The organism is Chryseobacterium taklimakanense (genome assembly GCF_900187185.1).
GTDB lineage: Bacteria > Bacteroidota > Bacteroidia > Flavobacteriales > Weeksellaceae > Planobacterium > Planobacterium taklimakanense.
Genome location: NZ_LT906465.1, coordinates 1,318,069 through 1,338,771, shown reverse-complemented (window position 1 = coordinate 1,338,771; position 20,703 = coordinate 1,318,069). Strand labels below are relative to the sequence as shown.

18 protein-coding genes and 1 tRNA gene are annotated in these 20,703 nt (G+C 39.9%); 15 read left to right on the top strand and 4 right to left on the bottom strand.

Going from position 1 to position 20,703, the window contains the following annotated elements; genetic code table 11:
* Positions 1 to 21 precede the first annotated feature (21 nt).
* The 7 genes from CKV81_RS06360 (at position 22) to CKV81_RS06325 (ending at position 5,823) form a co-directional block, all read left to right on the top strand.
* The gene (locus tag CKV81_RS06360) at positions 22 to 630 is read left to right on the top strand and encodes a biopolymer transporter ExbD (protein WP_095071567.1); all 609 of its coding nucleotides are present in this window, start codon (positions 22 to 24) and stop codon (positions 628 to 630) included.
* Between the two features lie 8 nt (positions 631 to 638).
* Positions 639 to 1,208: an ExbD/TolR family protein gene (locus CKV81_RS06355; protein ID WP_095071566.1), complete on the top strand. Its 570-nt coding sequence runs from the start codon at positions 639 to 641 to the stop codon at positions 1,206 to 1,208.
* A gap of 18 nt (positions 1,209 to 1,226) precedes the next feature.
* On the top strand, positions 1,227 to 2,069 hold the full coding sequence (locus tag CKV81_RS06350) for an energy transducer TonB (RefSeq protein ID WP_095071564.1): 843 nt from the start codon (positions 1,227 to 1,229) through the stop codon (positions 2,067 to 2,069).
* 246 nt (positions 2,070 to 2,315) lie between these two features.
* A complete protein-coding gene (locus CKV81_RS06340; RefSeq protein ID WP_095071560.1) occupies positions 2,316 to 3,191 on the top strand; it encodes a PstS family phosphate ABC transporter substrate-binding protein in 876 nt (291 codons plus the stop codon).
* A gap of 71 nt (positions 3,192 to 3,262) precedes the next feature.
* Positions 3,263 to 4,930, top strand: a complete 1,668-nt coding sequence (locus CKV81_RS06335; RefSeq protein ID WP_095071558.1) for a tetratricopeptide repeat protein — start codon at positions 3,263 to 3,265, stop codon at positions 4,928 to 4,930.
* 63 nt (positions 4,931 to 4,993) lie between these two features.
* Positions 4,994 to 5,713 carry a bacillithiol biosynthesis deacetylase BshB1 gene (bshB1, locus tag CKV81_RS06330; RefSeq protein WP_095071556.1) on the top strand — a complete coding sequence of 240 codons (720 nt, stop codon included), beginning with the start codon at positions 4,994 to 4,996 and terminating at the stop codon, positions 5,711 to 5,713.
* Positions 5,714 to 5,749: 36 nt separating this feature from the next.
* Positions 5,750 to 5,823, top strand: a tRNA-His gene (locus tag CKV81_RS06325).
* 222 nt (positions 5,824 to 6,045) lie between these two features.
* Here CKV81_RS06325 and CKV81_RS06320 read toward each other — a convergent pair.
* A complete protein-coding gene (locus CKV81_RS06320; protein WP_095071554.1) occupies positions 6,046 to 6,381 on the bottom strand; it encodes a DUF3276 family protein in 336 nt (111 codons plus the stop codon).
* Between the two features lie 116 nt (positions 6,382 to 6,497).
* Complete coding sequence (locus tag CKV81_RS06315; protein ID WP_095071552.1) at positions 6,498 to 8,159, bottom strand: ABC transporter ATP-binding protein; 1,662 nt, start codon at positions 8,157 to 8,159, stop codon at positions 6,498 to 6,500.
* A 155-nt stretch (positions 8,160 to 8,314) separates the two neighbouring features.
* Between CKV81_RS06315 and CKV81_RS06310 the strand changes: the two genes are divergently transcribed.
* From CKV81_RS06310 to yajC, 3 genes are read left to right on the top strand one after another with little or no spacing between them, the layout of a single operon-like run.
* On the top strand, positions 8,315 to 9,223 hold the full coding sequence (locus CKV81_RS06310; protein ID WP_095071549.1) for a transcription antitermination protein NusB: 909 nt from the start codon (positions 8,315 to 8,317) through the stop codon (positions 9,221 to 9,223).
* 4 nt (positions 9,224 to 9,227) lie between these two features.
* The gene (locus CKV81_RS06305; protein WP_095071547.1) at positions 9,228 to 9,740 is read left to right on the top strand and encodes a DUF1573 domain-containing protein; all 513 of its coding nucleotides are present in this window, start codon (positions 9,228 to 9,230) and stop codon (positions 9,738 to 9,740) included.
* Positions 9,741 to 9,746: 6 nt separating this feature from the next.
* Positions 9,747 to 10,070, top strand: a complete 324-nt coding sequence (yajC, locus tag CKV81_RS06300; RefSeq protein WP_095071545.1) for a preprotein translocase subunit YajC — start codon at positions 9,747 to 9,749, stop codon at positions 10,068 to 10,070.
* A gap of 69 nt (positions 10,071 to 10,139) precedes the next feature.
* Here the strand turns inward: yajC and CKV81_RS06295 are convergent, their stop codons facing one another.
* Positions 10,140 to 10,796 (bottom strand): DUF937 domain-containing protein, encoded by a 657-nt coding sequence (locus CKV81_RS06295; protein ID WP_095071543.1) that lies wholly within the window; start codon positions 10,794 to 10,796, stop codon positions 10,140 to 10,142.
* Between the two features lie 88 nt (positions 10,797 to 10,884).
* A complete protein-coding gene (locus CKV81_RS06290; RefSeq protein WP_095071541.1) occupies positions 10,885 to 11,394 on the bottom strand; it encodes a DUF2480 family protein in 510 nt (169 codons plus the stop codon).
* 115 nt (positions 11,395 to 11,509) lie between these two features.
* On the opposite strand from CKV81_RS06290, the gene lpxB reads away from it, so the two are divergent.
* The 5 genes from lpxB (at position 11,510) to CKV81_RS06265 (ending at position 20,670) form a co-directional block, all read left to right on the top strand.
* Positions 11,510 to 12,619, top strand: coding sequence for a lipid-A-disaccharide synthase (gene lpxB, locus CKV81_RS06285; protein ID WP_095071539.1), 1,110 nt, complete (start codon positions 11,510 to 11,512; stop codon positions 12,617 to 12,619).
* 48 nt (positions 12,620 to 12,667) lie between these two features.
* Positions 12,668 to 14,443 carry a ComEC/Rec2 family competence protein gene (locus tag CKV81_RS06280; RefSeq protein WP_095071537.1) on the top strand — a complete coding sequence of 592 codons (1,776 nt, stop codon included), beginning with the start codon at positions 12,668 to 12,670 and terminating at the stop codon, positions 14,441 to 14,443.
* Positions 14,444 to 15,013: 570 nt separating this feature from the next.
* Positions 15,014 to 15,217, top strand: a complete 204-nt coding sequence (locus CKV81_RS13350; RefSeq protein ID WP_157727381.1) for a hypothetical protein — start codon at positions 15,014 to 15,016, stop codon at positions 15,215 to 15,217.
* Between the two features lie 140 nt (positions 15,218 to 15,357).
* On the top strand, positions 15,358 to 19,791 hold the full coding sequence (locus CKV81_RS06270; protein WP_095071533.1) for a S8 family serine peptidase: 4,434 nt from the start codon (positions 15,358 to 15,360) through the stop codon (positions 19,789 to 19,791).
* 207 nt (positions 19,792 to 19,998) lie between these two features.
* Entirely contained in the window at positions 19,999 to 20,670 is a 672-nt protein-coding gene (locus CKV81_RS06265; RefSeq protein WP_095071531.1) for a succinate dehydrogenase cytochrome b subunit, read from the top strand.
* The last annotated feature ends 33 nt before the right edge of the window (positions 20,671 to 20,703 follow it).

The following is a 20,703-nucleotide window of genomic DNA, read 5'->3' as shown; positions in this document are numbered from 1 at the left end:
ATAAAAAAATATTAATAAATAATGGCGAGAGTCAAACCAAAAAGACACCCGGTAGTTGTAGATATGACTGCGATGTGTGACGTTGCATGGTTGCTTCTTACATTCTTTATCTTGACGACGCAGTTCAAGAAACCGGATGTGGAGACCATCAAACCGCCATCTTCCATTTCAGAAAAACTTTTACCGGATGCCAGTCTTATGACTATAGATGCAACCAAAGACGGTAAATTTTATTTCACACCTGTAGAAAATGGTTCAGAAAGGCTTCAGTTGCTTGATAACATGGGGCAGAAGTACGGAATGAACTTTACAGACCAGGAAAAAGCAGCATTTACAAAAGTTCAGGCAGTGGGCGTTCCTATGACGCAGCTGAAGAGCTTCCTGAAAATGCCGGAAGAGGAGCAAAAAGCGTATAAAAGTCCTACAGGTATTCCGATGGACTCTACAAAAAAGGAATTAATTGACTGGGTACAGCAGAGTCTTGCAGTAAATCCTGATTACAAATTGGCAATTAAGGGCGACGTAGACACTAAGTATCCGAAAATTAAAGGCCTGTTTGAAGGTTTAAGAGATATTGATTTTCTTAAATTCTGGCTTATAACATCACAAGAAGTTGGACCAACAGAATAACCTAAATAATGGCAGAAGTACAAGTACAGGAAAAAGGCGATAAGGGCGGGAAGGTCCGCTCGAAAAAGCAGAGTACGAGGGTAGATATGACACCGATGGTGGATTTGGGTTTCCTTTTGATAACCTTCTTCATGTTTACCACTACATTCAGTAAACCGAACGTAATGGATTTGGGGCTTCCGGCAAAACCGAAAGAAAACCAGAAAGCTCCGGATACAGAAATTAAACTTTCTAACTCAGTCTCAATCCTTATCGGAAAAGATAACAGAGTATTTTGGCATCAGCAGGATAACACTTCCCTTACCGATGCTAACCTAAACGAAACTACTTTCGACAGAGAAGGGATTAGAAAAGTAATTCAGCAGGCAAAAGCAAATGCGGCAGATCAAAGTAAATTTACTGTGATCATTAAGCCGACTGACGATGCAGTATATAAAAATTTTGTTGATATTCTTGATGAAATGGCTATTACCAAAAGTGAACAATACGGTGTAACCGATGTGAAGCCTTGGGAAAAAGCTGTTTACGACAGGAAAGTAGCCGGTGCAGCAACACCTGCGCCTGCAGCAACAAACTAATTTTTAAATAATTAAGAAATGGCAGACGAAACAACATACAAGGATAATCTTACTTTAGATGAAATTGTATTTGAAAACCGTAATAAAGAATACGGTGCCTATGATTTAAGATCAAAATATCCTAAGATATTAACTAAGGCTTTCATTATCGGTACTCTTCTTTTTATACTTTTAGCTGTTGCTCCATTCATCGTAATGAAGATTCAGCAAATGAACAAAGAAGCAACAACCGAAGTTGATGCGAAGCTTGTGGAGGTACTTCAGGAGGATAAGATCATAGAGCCTGAGGAAAAAGAAGCTCCACCACCGCCACCGCCGCCAAAAGTAGAACCTCCGAAAATTGAGGTGATCCAGAACGTGGTGCCGGAACCGAAAAGAGCGCCAAAAGTGGAAACTCCACCGCCGCCAATTACCGAGCAGCTGAAAACTACTACCGGTTTGCAAAACCAGGAGGGCGTGAAAGCTCCGGCTTATACACCACCGCCGCCACCACCATCAACAGGTACTAAGGTTGCGACTGTAGAAGCAAAACCAGCTCCAAGTACTACTGAAATTTATGCAGAAGTAGAACAGCAGGCGGACTTCCCAGGAGGTATCAACTCTTTCAGAACCAAGGTAGCAGACAATTTTGACTCTGGTGCAATGGAAGGAGGCGAAGGAACTCTGAGAACAGAGATTACCTTCGTAGTTGAAAGAGACGGTTCTTTAACTCAGGTAAAAGCTACAGGTCCTAATGCAGACTTCAACAGGGAAGCTGAAAGAACTGTAAAATCTATCAGAAACAAGTGGACTCCAGCCAAGATCAATGGCCAGCCCGTACGTTACAGATTCAGATTACCGCTTACAATGAACTTTGAATAAAAGTCATAAAATTTATTAAAAAAAGAGAAGCATTGCTTCTCTTTTTTTATATTTGCGATATGATGTTTAATTGGCTTTCACTGGTTACCGGTTTTTTTTATATTGTTATGGGAATTTTTGTAATCATTTACAAATTTTTCGTAATAACACTTGATCCGACGGTTTCCTATCTTTTAGGAGGCCTTATGATTGTTTACGGCTTTTTTCGTATATTTCGAGCTGTATACAGATTACGAGAAAATAAAAATGAAGACTAAATTACTGCTTTTTCTTTTAGCAATAGTCCTTATATCCTGTTCAAAAAAAGAGAAACAACCCAAAGAAAAGATCGGGTATAATAAAGGATCAGTCGCTATTGTTACAGATGATTCGTTCAAAAGTGTAACGCAGGCGATGGCTGATGCGTATATGATTAACTATCCTGAAACCTCTGTGAGCGTAAAAGTGCAGAAAGAAGACATGGCTTTTCTGGATTTGCTTAAAAATAAATCCAAACTTATTGTAATGTCCCGTAGTCTTTCACCGCAAGAGATCGCTGAATATGAAAGGGTAATCGATTTAAAGTTTAATCCGGCAAAATTTGCTGCAGACGCCGTAGTTTTCGTGGCGCCGATAAATTCTTCCAGGACAAGCGTAGATGTGAAGGAAATTGAACAAATGCTTAGTTCCACGGAAAAGCAGATTATATTTGACGGAACCAACTCCGGGAATCTAAACTTTGTAGCTCAGAAATTCAACAAAAAACCTTCTGATCTCCAGTTTTCTATCATCAGCGGAAATGCTAATGTCATTAGAGAACTGAACAAATATCCCTCAAAAGTTGGTGCGATAAGCCTGAACACGATTAGCAGGCCATACGGAACCGATGCACAGAACTTAAGGAAGATGGTTAAAATACTTCCTGTAACAGAAAACGGAAAAATGTTTGAGCCAACTGCTGAAAATTTAAGGCAGCTGCAGTATCCTTTTACCCGAATTTTATACCTGCTTACCAACGAAGGAAACTTTGGTATTGCGAACGGCATCATTCGCTTTGCGTGCACACAGCTTGGGCAGATGGTCGTAGAAAAAGAAGGGCTTCAGCCTTACAATATTTTCCGCAGAGAAGTTCAAATGAATTAATAGTTAATTTTAACTTTTTGGAACGGAAATTGTCTAATGAATGAAACAAAATTTTAAATAAAAAAAAGTAAATGAAAAATATGATCAGTTTATCGAAGAAAATTGTTTTAAGCGCCGGGGTTGTTTTTGCAAACTTTGCGTTTGCACAGACGGTACAGGAGGGAATTGCCAATGTAGACAGCCACAAATACGCCAAAGCAAAACAGATTTTTGGCGATATGATTACAAAAGCACCGAATGACGCATCCAACTATTTCTATTTAGGTAACTCATATCTTTCTCAGTTTGATCCGAACTTTGAAAAGGCAGAAGAATATTTCAAGAAAGGTTTAGCACTGGACAGCAAAGGCTACCTTAATAAAATCGGTTTAGCTTCAGTTAAATTAGCTAAAGGTGACAAATCCGCAATCGCGGAGATTCAAAAAATTGTAACAGACTCCAGAGAGAAAGATCCTGAAGTACTTTACAGAGCGGCAGAAGCACTAACAATGTTTGAAAAGGCAAGCTCACCTGATTTAGCGATCGGTTATCTTACAAAAGCTGTGGAAAAAGCTCAGAAAGGTGGTGTGCCAGCTTATTACTACTATTCTCTTGGTGATGCATACAGATTGAAAAAAGATCCTGGAAATGCAATGACAGCCTATGACAAAGCATCTGCGGTTGCTAAGAATAAGGCTTCTGTTTTCACAAGAATGGGTACGCTTTGGATGGCAGCTCAACAATGGAAGCAGGCAAAGGAAAATATCGATAAAGCGATTGCAGTGGATCCGACTTACGCACCTGCTTACAAAGCTTTGGCGGCGTACAACTTCAGATTTCAGGAGAATGCGAAGGTAACGCAGAACCTTATTGATTATACCAAATATGCTGATGAAGACGGTTATACAATGCTTGAAATTGCAAAACTTCACTTCATTAACAATGACTACGATAATGCTAAAACCGTTTTAAACAAAGTTTTTGACAAAGTTGATGACCCAATCAAATACAAACTGAAAGCATATCTTGATTACAGTGCGGACGGAAATTATGCCTCAGCACAGGAAAACTTAAATAAATTCAATTCTTCTGTAAAAGATAAAGAAAGAATACAGCCCGCAGACCGAGGTTTAGAAGGTTTGATTATCGCAGCTTTGGCAAAAGATGAAAAAGATGCAGCCAAAAAAGCTCAGATGATGTCGGATGCTACTGCTAAAGTTGCCATTGCAAAAAATGCTAAAGACCAAACTATGGACTGGGATGCAGAACTTTCAAAAATTCAGAGCGGCGGTGCCATTAACGCAGCTTCTGTAGATGCTGGGCCAACAAGCCCTAAGGTTGAAGGTTTGAAAGCTAAAATAAAAGCCAATCCAAAAGATGTTAATGCTTTGGTAGAGCTTGGTACAGCTTATCAGGAAGTTCAAAACTGGAACGGTGCCATTATGACCTGGGACAAAATGATAGCCTTGTCACCAAACTGGGCTTACTCCCACTATGCAAAGGGATCCGCGTACCAACAGCTTGGTAACCACGATATGGCGGAAGCGTCTTACGAGAAATTCATTGCCGTGGTAAAAGGACAAACCGCTGAAGAACAGGCGCAGAATAAAGAAACAATGTCTTACGCTTACTATTTGGTAGCTTTCTACAACCAGGATAAAAATATCGCAAAAGCTAAAGAATATGCGGCGAAAGCAGTGGAACTGAACCCAGCTTATGCAGATGCAGTGACGCTTAACAATCAGTTGATGAAAAAGTAATTTTCAGAAATATAAATGAATCCCTTTCGAAAGAGAGGGATTTTTTTTCACTAATTTTGAAATATGAAAGTAGATATACTCGCAATCGGCGCACATCCCGATGATGTGGAACTGGGATGCGGCGGAACCATCGCAAAGATGATTTCCGAAGGGAAAACTGTTGCAATTATCGATCTCACCAAGGGCGAACTCGGCACGCGCGGAACTGATAAAACCAGAAAACAAGAAGCTGCTGATGCCGCAAAAATTTTAGGGATTTCTGCACGAGAGAATCTTGAGATGAAAGACGGTTTCCTGCAAAACTCAGAAGAATATCAAATGCGAATCGTAAAAATGATCAGGAAATACCAGCCAGAGATCGTACTGGCCAATGCGACAGATGACCGCCATCCGGATCACGGCAAAGCTGCAAAGCTGGTATCGGATGCGTGTTTTCTCTCAGGATTAAAGAAAATTGAAACGGCACTGGATGGCAAAAATCAGGAGTTTTGGCGTCCAAAACACGTTTTCCATTTTATCCAGTGGAAGGAAATTGAGCCTGATTTCGTGATTGATATCTCGAATTTTATGGAAAAGAAAATTGAAGCATGTATGGCATACAAAACTCAGTTTTACAATCCGGAATCTAAGGAGCCAGTGACACCGATTGCGACCAAGGATTTTCTGGAAAGCCTTACATACAGAGCTCAGAACCTCGGCCGCTTATCCGGCTGTACCTATGCAGAGGGCTTTACTGCGGAAAAAATGATTGCCCTGAAAAATTTCGAGGGAATAGTTTTGTAATTATTCTAAAAACATTATATTTGCACCCACAAAACGGTGGCTATAGCTCAGTTGGTTAGAGCGTTAGATTGTGGTCCTAAAGGTCGCCGGTTCGATCCCGGTTAGCCACCCAAAAACGTACTGAAATTCAGTGCGTTTTTTTTGTTTGAATTTTTTCTTCCGATGGCTGCTGCAATAGCGATGGTAACGGAAAGCCCGCAGTTTGCGATGGCCTAGCTGCTGCACGAGGACTTGCAGTGGACGTAGCGACCCGCGGTGCTGGCTTCAGGCGAGGCGAGGGGATTGCCCAAATAAAAAAAAGACACTCCTGTGAATGTCTTTATTGTCCTTTATTAAAATTCCTCGTCCGACTCTATGGTAAATGAACGGGATTTGAAATCTTTGTCGTGCTTTTCTGAGATTACATCTTCACCTTTTTCGTTTACAATGAAGTCCGTAGATTCGTTGAACATCTCCTGAAACGCTTTGAAATCTTCTTTGTAGAGGTAAATTTTGTGTTTCTCGAAGGTTGCTTCCCCGTTTTCTCCGAAGTTCTTTTTGCTCTCGGTAATGGTAAGATAATAGTCTCCTGCTTTGGTCTCGCGCACGTCAAAAAAATACGTCCTTCGCCCTGCTTTTAACACCTTTGTGAATATCTCATTCTCGTGTCGCTCCTTGTAATCACTCATTTTGTACGATGTTTTAGAAATCTTATTCTAACAAATATAAAAGAATTCTTTTAATCTCAAAATAAATTTTTCATAATCAGGCAGCTGGTGGTGGACATTGAAACGAATCTGATCATTTACGCAGATTTGATATCCTTTATTTCGCTGAGGTTCAGAACTTTATCGGCGCGTTTTGCGCTGCTCTCGCGATGGGTGATGATGATGGAGGTTGCGTTTTTGAGGTCTTTCTCGATGTTTTGAAGGATATTTTCTTCGGTTTCCGTATCCAAAGCAGACAGTGAGTCGTCGAAAATAAGGATTTCAGGCTGTTTGATTAAGGCTCTCGCAATGCATATTCTTTGTTTTTGCCCGCCGGAAAGCATCACGCCCCGTTCGCCGACCAGGGTTTGATATTGTTCCTTGAATTCTACGATATTCTTGTGGACATCGGCTTTTTTGGCATATTCGACGATCTGTTCTTCGGTGGGGTTGTCGATTGCAAATCCAATGTTGTTGGCAATGGTGTCGGAGAACAGGTAGCTTTCCTGTGGGATGTAGCCGATATATTTTCTGTAGTTCTGAAGATTGTGGTCTTTCAGGTTTTTGCCGTCAATAAGAATTTCACCTTCGGTTGGATCGATCAAACGGGCCAGGAGTAAGGCGATGGTGGTTTTTCCGCTGCCGGTTTTGCCCATAATTGCCAAAGTTTCACCGGCATTGATTTTAAAGCTGACATTATCCAGAGCTCTAATTCCGGTATTGGGATACACGTACGAAACATTGCGGAATTCGATGTCGCCTTTGATTGGGTATTCCTCAAGGTTGTGATTGGCGATCTCAGATTTTTTACCCAAAAACTCATTAATCCTGCTCATAGAAGCCTCTGCGCGCTGATTGACGGAGGTAACCCAACCCACCATAGAGAAAGGCCAGATCAGAATATTGATGTAAAGAAAGAAATCCGCGATTTTACCCACCGAAATTTCATTTGCCAAATATTTTTGCCCGCCAATAAGGAGTATCGCAACATTCAGAAGGCCTATTACAAAAAGGATTATGGTGAAAAAATAGGCTTCGGTTTTTGCTAAATCCAGCGCTTTTTCCTGATAGTCTTTTACCCTGATGCCGTAATTTTTGGCAATATATTTTTCTTTCGCAAAATATTTCACCACCCGGATTCCCGAGAAACTGTCCTGCACGAAGGTCGAAATGGCCGACTGGCTTTTCTGCATGACTTTAGACTTTTTGTTGATGATCGAGCTTACTTTATAGATGATAAAGGAAAGGACCGGCAGCGGGATCAGGGTCCACAATGTCATTTCAACATCCGTTTTCAGCATATAAATACTGGTAATGATCATCAGCACCAGCAGATTCACCACGTACATCACTCCCGGACCGAGGTACATTCTCACAGCAACGACATCTTCGCTTAAACGGTTCATCAGGTCACCAATCGTCGTTTTTTTATAATCTGTGAGCGAAAGTTCCTGGTAATGGCGGTAGATCTTGTTTTTTAGTTCATATTCAATCCTGCGGGATGCTACAATGATGGTCTGGCGCATCATAAATGTGAAAAATCCGGTTAGCAGTGAAGATCCCACGATAATTCCAACATAAATCAGAACCTGTTTATTGAAGCCCAAATGTCCGTTTTTGGAAAGTTCGTCTACTGATTTTCCTACGAACTGAACTTTATAAATATTAAAAAAATTACTTGCGACAATAAACAGGAAACCCCAAAACAACAGTAATCTGTGTTTCCAGAAATAGGGATTGAGGGTTTTCAGTGCGTTCATGTTTCAGCTTTTCAGTTATTTGCTGCGCTGCAAAAATAGTGATTTGTTGATAGATATTATCTTTTACCTGATAAAGAAAGTTATCCTGCTAACACTCACCACTAAAAGTAGTTTGCCAAAAAAATATTATCTTTGCCGCAATAAAAGTTCTTTGAATGCTAGGAAGAAGACAAATTCGTGAGAAAGTGATAGAAAGCCTGTATGCTTACCATCAAAATCCTATTCAGTACGAAGTTTTGGAAAAAAATATGTTTTCCGACATCGAAAAAATATACAATCTTTATGTTTATCAGCTCAATTTTCTGGTCGCACTAAAGGACCTTGCTGAAAAGCAGATTGAAATCGGTAAGCAAAAATATATAAAGAGCGATGCGGATTTGAATCCTAATCAAAAATTCATCAACAATCAGATTTTAAAGCAGCTAGAGCAAAATACAGAGCGCCTGAATTTTACTTCCAAACATAAAGAGCTGAAATGGGAACTCCATGATGAGCTTTTGGTAAAAACGTTCCAGAGAATCGTAGCTGGAAAGCGCTACCAGGACTATATGATGGAGGATGGCCATTCTTTCGAAGAGGATCAGAAATTCATTGGAAAGCTTTTCCTCCGGTATGTTGCTGAGAATGAAGATTTCCACGACAGGCTGGAAGAAAAGGAAATGAGCTGGGCAGACGACTTACATATCGGAAATTCGATGGTGCAGAAAACCATTGGCTTTATGAAAGAGAATGAGCCGAGCCACACGCTGATCAGAATGATTAAGGATGAAGACGATAAATCTTTTGCCAGAAAACTCCTTTGGGAAGCCATCAAAAACTGGGATAGTGCCGAAAAGAAGATCGAGGAAAGGCTGCAAAACTGGGATTTGGACAGGGTCTCTTTAATGGATAAAATTATCCTGATTGCAGCGATTACAGAATTTGATTTCTTTAAAGCAACCGCTTCAAGAATCATTATCAATGAATATGTTGAGATCTCAAAAGTGTTTTCTACAGATAAATCCAACATTTTCATTAACGGAATTTTAGACAAATATTCAAAAGATACTAACAGAATAAATTAGAAATATGAAAAAAAATATCTTAATCCTTTCGGTTTTGGCTTTGGCTTTTTCTTCATGCAAGAAAAATGAGCAAGCTGATGTACTGGTTGAGGAGACCGCTACCACGCAACCGGTGACACAAGCGTCAGGTGATGTACTAATGCCGGGGGCAGCGCCGGAGATCATGTCTCAGGAAAGTTTGATCCAGGAAACTAAAAATAAGCCGCAAACCTCTTTAGCATTGTCCGAAAATCACTGGGATTTCAAGGATGTAAAAAAAGGTGAATCTGTAGAGCATGTTTATGAAGTTACAAACACGGGAAGCAATCCGTTGGTGATTTCTCAGGTGAAGCCAGGCTGTGGCTGTACTGCGCCGGACTATACCAAAGAACCGATTATGCCCGGGCAAAAAGGCCAAATTACTTTAAAATTCGACTCCTCCAATTTTGACGGACTGCAAAACAAGCAGGCAGAGGTGTATGCTAACGTAGAAAAGGCGCCGATCGTTCTCACATTTTCAGCTAACGTAGTAAAATAAACTGTTATGATGACTATATTATTGCAGGCTGCTGCAGGAGATTCGATGATGCCAACGCTTTTAATGTTCGGCCTTTTCTTTGTTTTTATGTATTTTGTAATGCTGCGTCCGCAAATGCAGAAGCAGAAAAAAGAGCAGAATTTTCAGGGTTCACTAAAAGTTGGGCAAAGGGTAGTGACGACCTCAGGAATGCACGGCAGAATTGCCCAGATCCACGAAGACGGTGTAGTAATTGAAACGCTTTCAGGAAAACTGAAGTTTGAAAAAGCCGCTATTTCCAGAGAATTCACAGCGCAAAGATTTCCGGAATCTGCTGAGGAGAAGAAATAAGAATTTTCACTTTATAAAAAAAAGTACCGATGAATTTTTCAACGGTACTTTTTTATTTATTTTAAAGAATTATCTTCCTCCAAGAATAGAACCCAGCAATCCGCCAAGTCCGCCCTGTTGCTGCTGTTGCTGTCCGCCACCCAGAACCTGGCCAAGGATATCATTCAAAGGATTTCCGGATGACTGCTGTTGCTGCCCGCCACCCAGAACCTGACCAAGAATGTCATTGATTGGATTTGAAGGCTGAGCCTGAGCTTGGTTTTGAGCGCCGCCCAAAATTCCGCCAAGTAAATCACCCAAACCTCCGGAATTTACTCCGTTAGACTGTTTTTCTCTACCAATGTAACCCATGATCAGCGGAGCCAGCATCCCCAGGATTGGACCGATTTTATTCATGGAAATTCCGGTCTGTTCAGAAAGAGAATTTTCTACCTGTGCTTTTTGCCCACCGAAAATATGGTCTAGGATTGATCCGCCTTCCTGCTGTCTTGCTTCCAGTTGTGAAGGATCGTTCAGAACAGAACCGTCGTGGTCTCTGTCAAGCGCCTGGTTCAGAGCTTCAGCTTCATTAGCGTCCTGAGATTTATTTCTAAGATAAGAAATTACCAGTGGTGCCGCCACTGCCAAAAGTGCGATCACCTGATTTTTCTGAATTCCGAATTTGTTTTCTGCCTGCTCAGCTACCTGTGTGCCGGCATTTCCTGTGATTAGATCAATTAAACTCATAGTTTGTTTATTTATTTTTTAAATGAACTATAAGGTTATCAAAAAACGTTCCTTCTGTCACCCCCAGAACTTATAAAGTTTTGTTAAACTAATTCTTAAAAATCGGCACATTAGAACACGCCTCCCCAAACATCAGCGATTTTACCAGTGGTTTCAGCTGTTCCACCAGTTCGATATAGGCATTTTCCGGAATTGATTCGTCGCTGCAGCCTTTTACCAAGACTCTTTTTCCTTCCAATTCAGAAAAATCATGGGTTTGCATTACACTGTGCATCAATAAAACTTCCAGATCTTCACGGTTGCCGAAAACCACTTTTTTTGCGCTGTCCGTAAGTTTTGCGGTTAGCAGAAAGTAAGCCCAAAGCGGGACGATTGCTTCTGCAGAGTTGTAAATGTATACGTAAGCCCCGTTATAATCTTGGGAATTAACCGCAGCTACTTTTTCACGAAAGTCCTTTTCCTTTAAAATCAGGCCTTCGTACAGAAAATCTTTCAGGTCAATACCTATTCTTTCCCCTTTTGGTACGAGAGAAGAGAGGTCGAAATTTATTAAACCGCTCTCAGCCACTTTATTTTTTATTTCAAAATCTTCAGACATTTTATAATTATATTTGAAACAAAATTAACGAATTATAATTTGAGATTTCGGAGATGAAAATTGAGTGTGAAAATCACACCCATATCATCTGTCAATCAATTTATCGCTGTCCTTTATGAAATACTACATCATCGCGGGAGAAGCCTCCGGAGATCTGCACGGAAGCAATCTAATGAAAGCCATTAAAAATCAGGAGCCAGAAGCCAAGTTCAGATTTTGGGGCGGCGATTTAATGGCTGAAGTTACCGGCGAAAAGCCCGTAAAGCACTACCGTGATCTTGCATTCATGGGCTTTCTGGAAGTGGCGATGAACCTGAAAACCATTCTCACAAATATAAAATTCTGCAAAGAAGATATTAAGAATTATAAGCCTGATGTTTTGGTATTGATTGACTATCCGGGATTTAATCTTCGCATTGCCAAATTCGCCAAAGAATTGGGAATAAGGGTAGTTTATTACATTTCACCGCAACTTTGGGCCTGGAAAGAAGGCCGCGTTGAAATCATCAAAAAATACGTTGATGATATGCTGGTGATTTTGCCTTTTGAGAAAGATTTCTATAAAAAACATGACGTTGATGCGCATTTTGTGGGACATCCGTTGCTGGACGCGATTTCAGATTTGTCGGAAATTAATGCTGAAAAATTCAAAAAAGAAAATAGTCTTAACGATAGGGAAATCATCGCATTACTGCCGGGTTCCCGAAAGCAGGAAGTTGAAAAGATGCTGGAAATAATGCTTTCGGTCCGTCCATATTTTGGGGATTACCAATTTGTGATTGCCGGCGCGCCAAGTTTGCCAAAAAGTTTTTACCAAAAATATGTGGATGAAAACGTGCATTTTGTTTCCAATAAAACGTACGATTTATTAAGGTGTTCCAGGGCAGCGCTCGTCACTTCGGGAACAGCGACATTGGAAACCGCTCTGCTGAACGTGCCGGAAGTGGTTTGCTATAAATCCAGCAGAATCTCCTATGAAATCGGTAAACGCCTGGTGAAAAATATCAAATTTATTTCTCTCGTCAATTTAATTATGGACAGGGAAATTGTGACGGAACTGATTCAGAATGAATTAAATACAAACCGCCTGGTCGGTGAATTAAAATCAATACTTGACGGAAGCCGCAGGGGACAGATTTTGAACGATTATCAGCAACTCCGCGAAAGGCTCGGTGGACAAGGTGCCAGCGAAAATGCTGCAAAAATTATCACCACAAAAAAATAATTGTTTCCGTTTCAGAAAAATATCTAAATTTATCTGAAAACTAACAATTTGCGAAAACAACCTCTACTCATTTCTTTGGTCAGCTTTATTGTCGGGATTCTTCTTTACGACAGGTTTCCGGTGGATTCGCTTTACATCTATAATGCGCTGGCTTTATCGCTGATCACTTTAGGATTCGCAATTTTCCAGTTCAAAAAATTCAGGAGCTTTGCGGTAGTTGTTTTCTTCTGTGTTTTAGGAGCCTTTACACATTTTTTGAATTTTAAAAAGCCACAGATCCCTACTTTTGACGGCAAACAAAACATGGTTTTTCAGCTGCGGAAAAAACTGAATTCCAGTGAGAAATACAGAAGATACGAAGTGGAGATCTTAAAGGTTGTAAATTCTGACTCAGCGCCGTTCAATGCCGTTGTTTCAGTTCCGAAAGCCGACGAGCAGCTGGATTTTACAAAATATTATCAAACGGAAACCTATATCAACAGGGTTGAGCCGCCTAATAACAATTTTCAATTCAATTATGCCAAATATTTAAGCCGGAAAAACATCTTCCATCAGGCGTTTATCAATGGTGAGCTTATTACAGTTCCCAAAAAAACCCTCACCGTTTCTGAAAAAATAAAGCAGCAAAGGCTGAATGCTCTTCAGAATATTGATCACTCATCCCTTCAGCCAAGAAATAAGGAATTTTTAAAGGGAATCATTCTCGCTGACCGGACGGAGATGGACGACGAAACAGTTTCGGATTTCAATAAGTCTGGCTTGGTGCATCTTTTGGCCATTTCGGGAACGCATATGGTGATTATCTTTTGGCTGCTGATATGGGTTCTAAGGAAATTAATCCCATTGAAATTCAAGAATTTATCAATAATTCTAGCATTGGTTTTCATCTGGTTTTTTGCCATTTTTATTGATTATGGAAGTTCGGTTTTGCGCAGCTGCATTATGATTACGGCATATTACGTGTTTGTGCTCCTGCAGCGAAAATCGGATCTGCTGCACGCTTTGGCGTTGGCTGGATTTATGATTTTAATTTTTGATACCAATCAGATTTATGATGTCGGTTTTCAATTGAGTTTTCTGGCTGTTTTAGGGATTTACTGGCTCAATCAGCCGATCTTGAGATATCTGCCTAAACCCAAAAACAATTTCCAGAATTTTTTAGTGAATATTCCTTCAGTCAGTTTGAGTGCACAGCTTGCCACCCTGCCGCTGGTGATCTATTATTTCCATCAGTATTCTCTGGTTTCAATTTTGGCGAACCTGATCATTATTCCGTTTTCGGAAATTATTATCATTTCTTCGCTCGTTATGACCGTTCTGTTAGTTTTTAAAATTGATTTTTCATTATTTAATTTGATTTATGATTTTATGGTGAATACGCTTCTTTCAGCGATAAAATGGTTTGCGAATCTCGATTTTGCTTTCTTTAAAAATATTCCGATGACTTTGCTGGAAGCGTCTTTATTGCTGCTGTCCTTTTACTTTTTAAGAGATGTTTTATTGAAAAAAGATTTTAAAAGTGCAGTACGTTTCAGTTATGGCATGCTCATATTTTTTGCCTTAAGGATTTCCCTGAATTTTTATCATTACCAAAGGGATGAAGTATTGGCAACAAGTTATTTTCGGGATATTGTTCTAGTCTCAAAACATCATGGCGAGGCTGTCTTTTACATTAGGGAAAAATCGAAACCGGACAAAATTGAAAAGTATATCGTTGAGTCGTATTTGAATTCACGCCGGATTAAAGATTTCAAAATTGAAACAGTAAAGCCTAATGTTTCAGCTGTAAAAATTGGAAAAAAAGTCTATAAATTAGATGATTAATACCGACAGGACACTGCTCAAAAACCCCAATGTGCTTAATCCTAAATAAGCAAAAATTTTGGTTTTTACTCAAATATTAATATGAATCAGTACAGTTTACATGAAAAAAAGGGAAAATTAACACTGTTTTTTTTGCGTTTTCTTCTGAATTTTAGCGTGTTTTCTCATAAAAACTTTTGGCAAAAACAAAGAAAATTCCACTTAATTGCTTTTATTAATTATCAAATATTGATTATTATTTTTGTAAAAAATTTGTTAATTTGGCATCAATGTTTAAGTTTGTACTGTGTACCCATGTTTTAAATTAATAATTAGGTAATAATATTTATTGCGAATATAGTGGTCATTTTCTATTTTGTATAAGAAAAAATTGGTTACTAGGTTTATTTATTATTATATTTCCGGAAAATTAAATAATTTTTTAAGACTGTAATACTAATCACCGATTTTATGACATTGAAAAAATCTATTTTTTTATTCTTACTACTAATTCTCACTGCTGCCTGCCAGCAGCCTCCCAAGAAAGAAGAGGCATCCCAATCAGAGCCTGATAATAAATCTGATAAAGTTTTGGATTACTTCAAATCTCGCCAGCCTACCAAGGAACAGCTGATGGCTGAAGCCAAAAAAAGGAATATTCCCTTCAGAAAAGAAGAGAACGGGGTGATGTATGAGCTCCACAGCTTCGATGAGCATACGGGGATGCCTATCTATTACACAACAAAAGATATTCAGGGTCAATCTCAGAAAGTGTCTGTAGAAGAGCGGAAATAATTCTCAGCTCAATGATTACTTTGTAGTAATTACGATTCTATTTTTCTGCCTTCTTATTTCTATTTAAGTGAAATACCTGAAGGCAACTAATCATTAAATAATTTAAAAGAATTTTTATTAACCATTAAAAATTAAATTTTATGACAAACTCTACTCTGGGTATCATCAAGGTAAGAAAAAGAGGATTACTGCTTGCCAGCTCTCTTCTTTCTGTAGTGATGTATGCACAAACTGAAACCGAAGCAAGGAAAATTAGGAGCCTTAGTAATACCGCGGAAACGGTTAATTTTCAGAAAATTAGGGAAAAAGAAATGCCATCACCACAAGAGCTGATGGCAAAAGCTAAACAAATGAACATTAAATATTCTGATGAATATAATGGGAAAATGTTTCAGCTGGTTGGGTTTGATGAGAAAGGAATGCCGCTTTATTATGAAACCACAAATGCCGGTGCAGCCGCCGGTACTGGTGCCGATGTACTTAATGATCTATCGGGGCCCTATAAATTGGATGGGGAAGGAGTAAATGTCTTTGAGTGGGATGGCGGCGCAGTGCGCGTAGCCCACCAGGAATTTGGAGGACGCGCCAAACAGATGGATTCTCCCTTAAGCACAAGTGACCATGCTACACACGTTGCGGGAACCCTTATTGCAGCCGGTGTGGACAAAAAAGCAAAAGGAATGGCTTACAAAGCTAACTTAAAGGCTTATGACTGGACTTCCGATTTAACGGAAATGGCGGCAGCAGCGGCAAACAACGCTATGTTAATGTCTAACCACTCCTATGGATTTACCGGAGGGTTTTCTTACGGTTCTAGTTCCGGGAATACAGGTTGGCATTGGATGGGAGATGATTCCGAAACTGAATTTATTGGCTTCGGACAATACCGGACTACCGACGGGGACTGGGATTTTCTACTTACCCGGAATCCTTATTATCTACCTGTAAAAGCAGCCGGAAACCCAAGAGGAGACGGCCCCGCACCAGGAGGTCTGCATTATGTAAGGATTTTAGAGAACGGTAAATACGTATGGAAAACCTCTACTAAAGTAAGACAGGTAAACGGCGGTGTAGATGGATTTGATACAGTAAACCAAGGCGCAACTTCTAAAAACACCTTAATTGTAGCAGCTGCAGAAAAGCTTCCCTACGGCTACAGAAATCCGCAAGATGTGAAAATTGCCTCTTTCAGTGCATTTGGGCCCACAGATGACGGACGTATAAAACCGGATATTACAGGTATTGGTGTTGATCTATATTCCACCAATTCCACCGGAAATGCAGATTATTTTTCGATAAGCGGCACGTCTATGGCATCTCCAAATGTTACAGGAAATATCGCTTTGTTACAACAGCACTTCAACAGACTAAATGCTTCGTTTATGAAGAGTGCAACTACAAGAGCTTTGGTAATTCATACGGCAAAAGAAGCGGGAGATGCCCCGGGGCCAGATTATAAACATGGTTGGGGTTTATTAGATTCTAAAAAAGCTGCAGAAGTTATCTCTGTAAGAAACAAATATTCATTACTAAGAGAAGAAACATTGGAAAACGGAAGCTTGAAAGAGATAGATTTAGTGGCTTCCGGAAATGAACCATTAAAGGTGACGATTGCTTGGACGGATCCAAGACCTGCAGTATTATCTAATCCAAGTGTTTTGGATGACCCTGCCAAAATGTTGGTAAATGATTTAGATATAAAGATTACCGATGGAACCAATGAGTACAGGCCTTGGGTTCTGGATCCCGCCAATCCTGCTGCACCAGCAACAACGGGTGATAACGTAAGAGACAATGTGGAGCAAATCGTCATTAATAATCCTACGCCGGGAGCAACTTATAAACTGGTGGTTTCTCATAAAGGGATATTAAAGAAAAACGAGTTAGGCACACTAAACACTGTGAAATTAGTAGATGCAGCTTCGCAAGATTTTTCTTTAGTAGCATCCGGAATTAAAAAAGATGTCCAGAAGGATTTGGCAGTAAGCGAAGTGAAAGTGTTAGCAGAAAGTACTGAGTATTCTACTAAAACGCCGGTTCAAATTTCGTACGCTAATATTGGCGCATTGCCTGTACAGGAGGCAAACATTATTACAACTCTAAAAAATAAAGCAAGTGGTGAGGTTTTGGCAACCATCACTTCACCAGTCGCTAATTTGGCTGCTGGCGAAAAACAAACTTTAACGATAGAGCTGGATCTTTCAAAGCCGTTCATTGCCTATGAAATTCAGACAAAAGCAGAGTTTGCAAATGATGAAGTGGAGGTGAATAATTACGCAAATACGTCCGCATATACCACAGTAGTAGATTTAGTTCCTCAAGGCACAATGCACACTTTCGGTTTTGAAGATGATTTTGTTCTGAATGGATGGACTTCGGAAGATATCGATGGAAACGGAAGAACATGGTATAAGTACAATGGAGCTTCATTTGCTAAAAATGGAAGCAGTTTTGCAATAAATTTTGCCAACCTAGCCAAAGGCAGCAACGACTGGTTGTTCTCTAATCCATTGAGATTGAAAGCTAATACTAAATACTTGATTTCTTTCCACGCAAGTAAGTTGAGAGATATGGCGGAACCGCTTCAGGTTTTCTTCGGTAAAGAAGCGAAAAGCGCCGCAATGCTTACGGCGGTAAGTCCGGTTATTCAGGCACAATCAACCTATAAACAATACATTTATGAGGTTATGCCTACGGAAGACGGGGTTTATCACTTCGGATTCCAGCAGAAAGTAGATACAAATGTACAGTCTTATGCTGTTTTTGTAGATGATGTAGTGGTTAAAAGAGCTGAAGATAAGCCTACCGCCGCCTTTACTGCAAGCAAAACAAATCCAACGTCATTCGAAAATATCATTTTGAATAATGAAACTGTAGTATCGCCTTCGTTGGCAACAAGCTATAGCTGGACGGTTGCACCTGCCACTTTCGAATATATTACTGGTAATGCAAATACAGCATCGCCAACGATAAAATTCAACGCAGAAGGGGTTTATGCTGTTACACTAAAGGCAACTAATTCATTTGGAAGCGATGAGTTAACCAAAACATCCTATATAACGGTAAAAAATACGGCGACCACGGCTGGTTTTTCTGCGAACAAAACTTATCTGTTTGAAGGAGAGCAAGTAGCCTTCAGCAACAGCTCCGCGGGAAATCCTGCACCTACGTCATACGTTTGGAATATTACTCCATCCACAGGATTTACTTATGCTGCGGGCTCATCTTCAACATCTAAAAACCCAACTGTAGTGTTCAATAAAAAAGGTGTTTATACAGTGAGTCTTACTGCAAAATCCTTAATGAACGAAGACACCGTGGAGAAAAAAGACTATATCACCGTAGATTCTTATAATAGCCCGGTGAGAAACCTGTCGCACGTATTGGATTCATCTACAAAAGATGTAAAACTAACCTGGGTAAGACCGGAAATGTTGAATAATTACTTTGAAAGCTTTGAAAATGCAGGAGCGGTCACGCCGGGCTATACTTTCTACGATGAAAATAAAGACGGTAAAAACTGGGTGGTCAGAGCTAATACTGTAAGTGGGGGCCTATCCTTTATTTACTCGAAAACAGGAACCTACGGGATGGTGTCTTATTCTTACTCCGGAGGCTTAGCCATTGATGCAGATAACTGGATGATAACAGATAAATTGAAAAAGGGTTCAGAGATATTGAAATTCAGTGCTTATGCTCCGTTTCCTGAAGACGTAGAAGTTTACGTGGTGCCAGCACCGGCTTCTGGCAGCGCCCCAACGCTGGACGAGGTAAAGGCGGGACATAAAGTATTGGATCAGAGATTTGAAAATGAGAATTTTGAAGATGTAACGGTTAATATCAAATCGAAGACGGGTTCAGATTTCTTCCTAGCCTTCTACCATAAAACCAAAAAGGAGGCAGACGCTTGGTATTTGGCGGTGGATGATATTACACTAGGCTATGATAATTCTCTTCCGGCAACTGGGGCTTCTAAAAACGCAAAAAAAGTTGTGGAACAGTTGAATGAAACGAAAGCTGAAATGAAAAAGGTAAAAGAAGGAATTACACTGTCGGCCGACGAAAAATTTGTTCAAAATAGCCAGAATAGCCAGCCAGTAACCTTCGCAGCCACAAAATATCCTGAACTTCTTGGATATGATGTGAAGAAAAACGACGTTACTATACAAGAAATTCGTGATATCAGCACTACAGTTGCAACTGATAATGTTAATGGAGCGCAGGGGCAAGTGAAATATGATGTTTATGCGGTATATTCCGATGGAAAAACATCTGTGCCACAAACTGTTATAGTGGATTTAACCACACTTGCGGCCGATGATATTAAAGTTGATAAAGCGGGCCTTGTAGTATATCCAAACCCGTCTTCCGGATTATTTATTATTGATGGAGGTGCAAGTGTTACAGCGTTAGACGCTAAAGTTTACGATATGGGTGGAAAATTGATCTTGGACAAAAAATCCAAAGAAAGAAAACTCGATCTTGATCTTACCCGTTTTGGAAAAGGAGTTTATATATTGAATGCTGTTGATCAAAATGGAAAGCGCGTTTCTGTGAAATTAATCGTTAAATAGTATTAAAATTTCAGTCGCTTTTATAGCAGCTGTTTCTTTGAAGCAGCTGCTTTTTTATGTATTTTTAAAAACTACATCAAGGCTTCATTTATTCTTGTTATTTAGAAAGATTACAAACTATCAAATTCTGATAATTCTCACTTTTGGGTATATTAACATTTCTTTAACTTTGTGAAAATTCAAATCTAGAATAAAAATCAAATATTTATGGCAGGTTTAACGAGTTCTACTATCGGTAGAAAGTATGCAATGGCATTGTCTGCAATGTTTTTGCTGATTTTCCTTGTGATGCACCTTTCGGTTAATATGCTTTCCGTTTTTGGGGAAGACGGACCGTTTAATGCGGCATCCTATTTTATGGGCTACAATCCCGCAGTCCAGTTTCTGATGCAGCCGATCCTGATTTTCGCTGTATTTTTCCATTTCATTATGGGCTTTATCCTCGAGACGAGAAACAACAAAGCAAGACCGGTAAAATATGCCGTGAACAACGGTAAGGCCAACTCTACCTGGATGTCGAGAAACATGATAATTTCAGGAGCTGTAGTTTTGGCATTTCTGGCGCTGCACATGTACGATTTCTGGATGCACGAGATGACGTACAAATACGTGCCGGGCGAAGGTGATCCTACAGATATGACACGTTTCTGGGGCGAACTTCACGAGAAATTTGCGGATCCGCTACGAGTTGGTTTCTATGTGATTTCGTTTGTGCTTTTAGGGCTTCACCTGGCGCACGGTTTCCAGTCGTCGTTCCAGTCCATCGGGGCAAGACATCCAAAGTATACGCCGGTGATTAAAACTTTAGGAAACTGGTATTCAATCCTTATTCCTGCAGGTTTTATCTTCATCGCACTGTTTCACTTTTTAACTCAGTAATTTTAAGTTTTAATTTCACTTAAAATCTAAAAT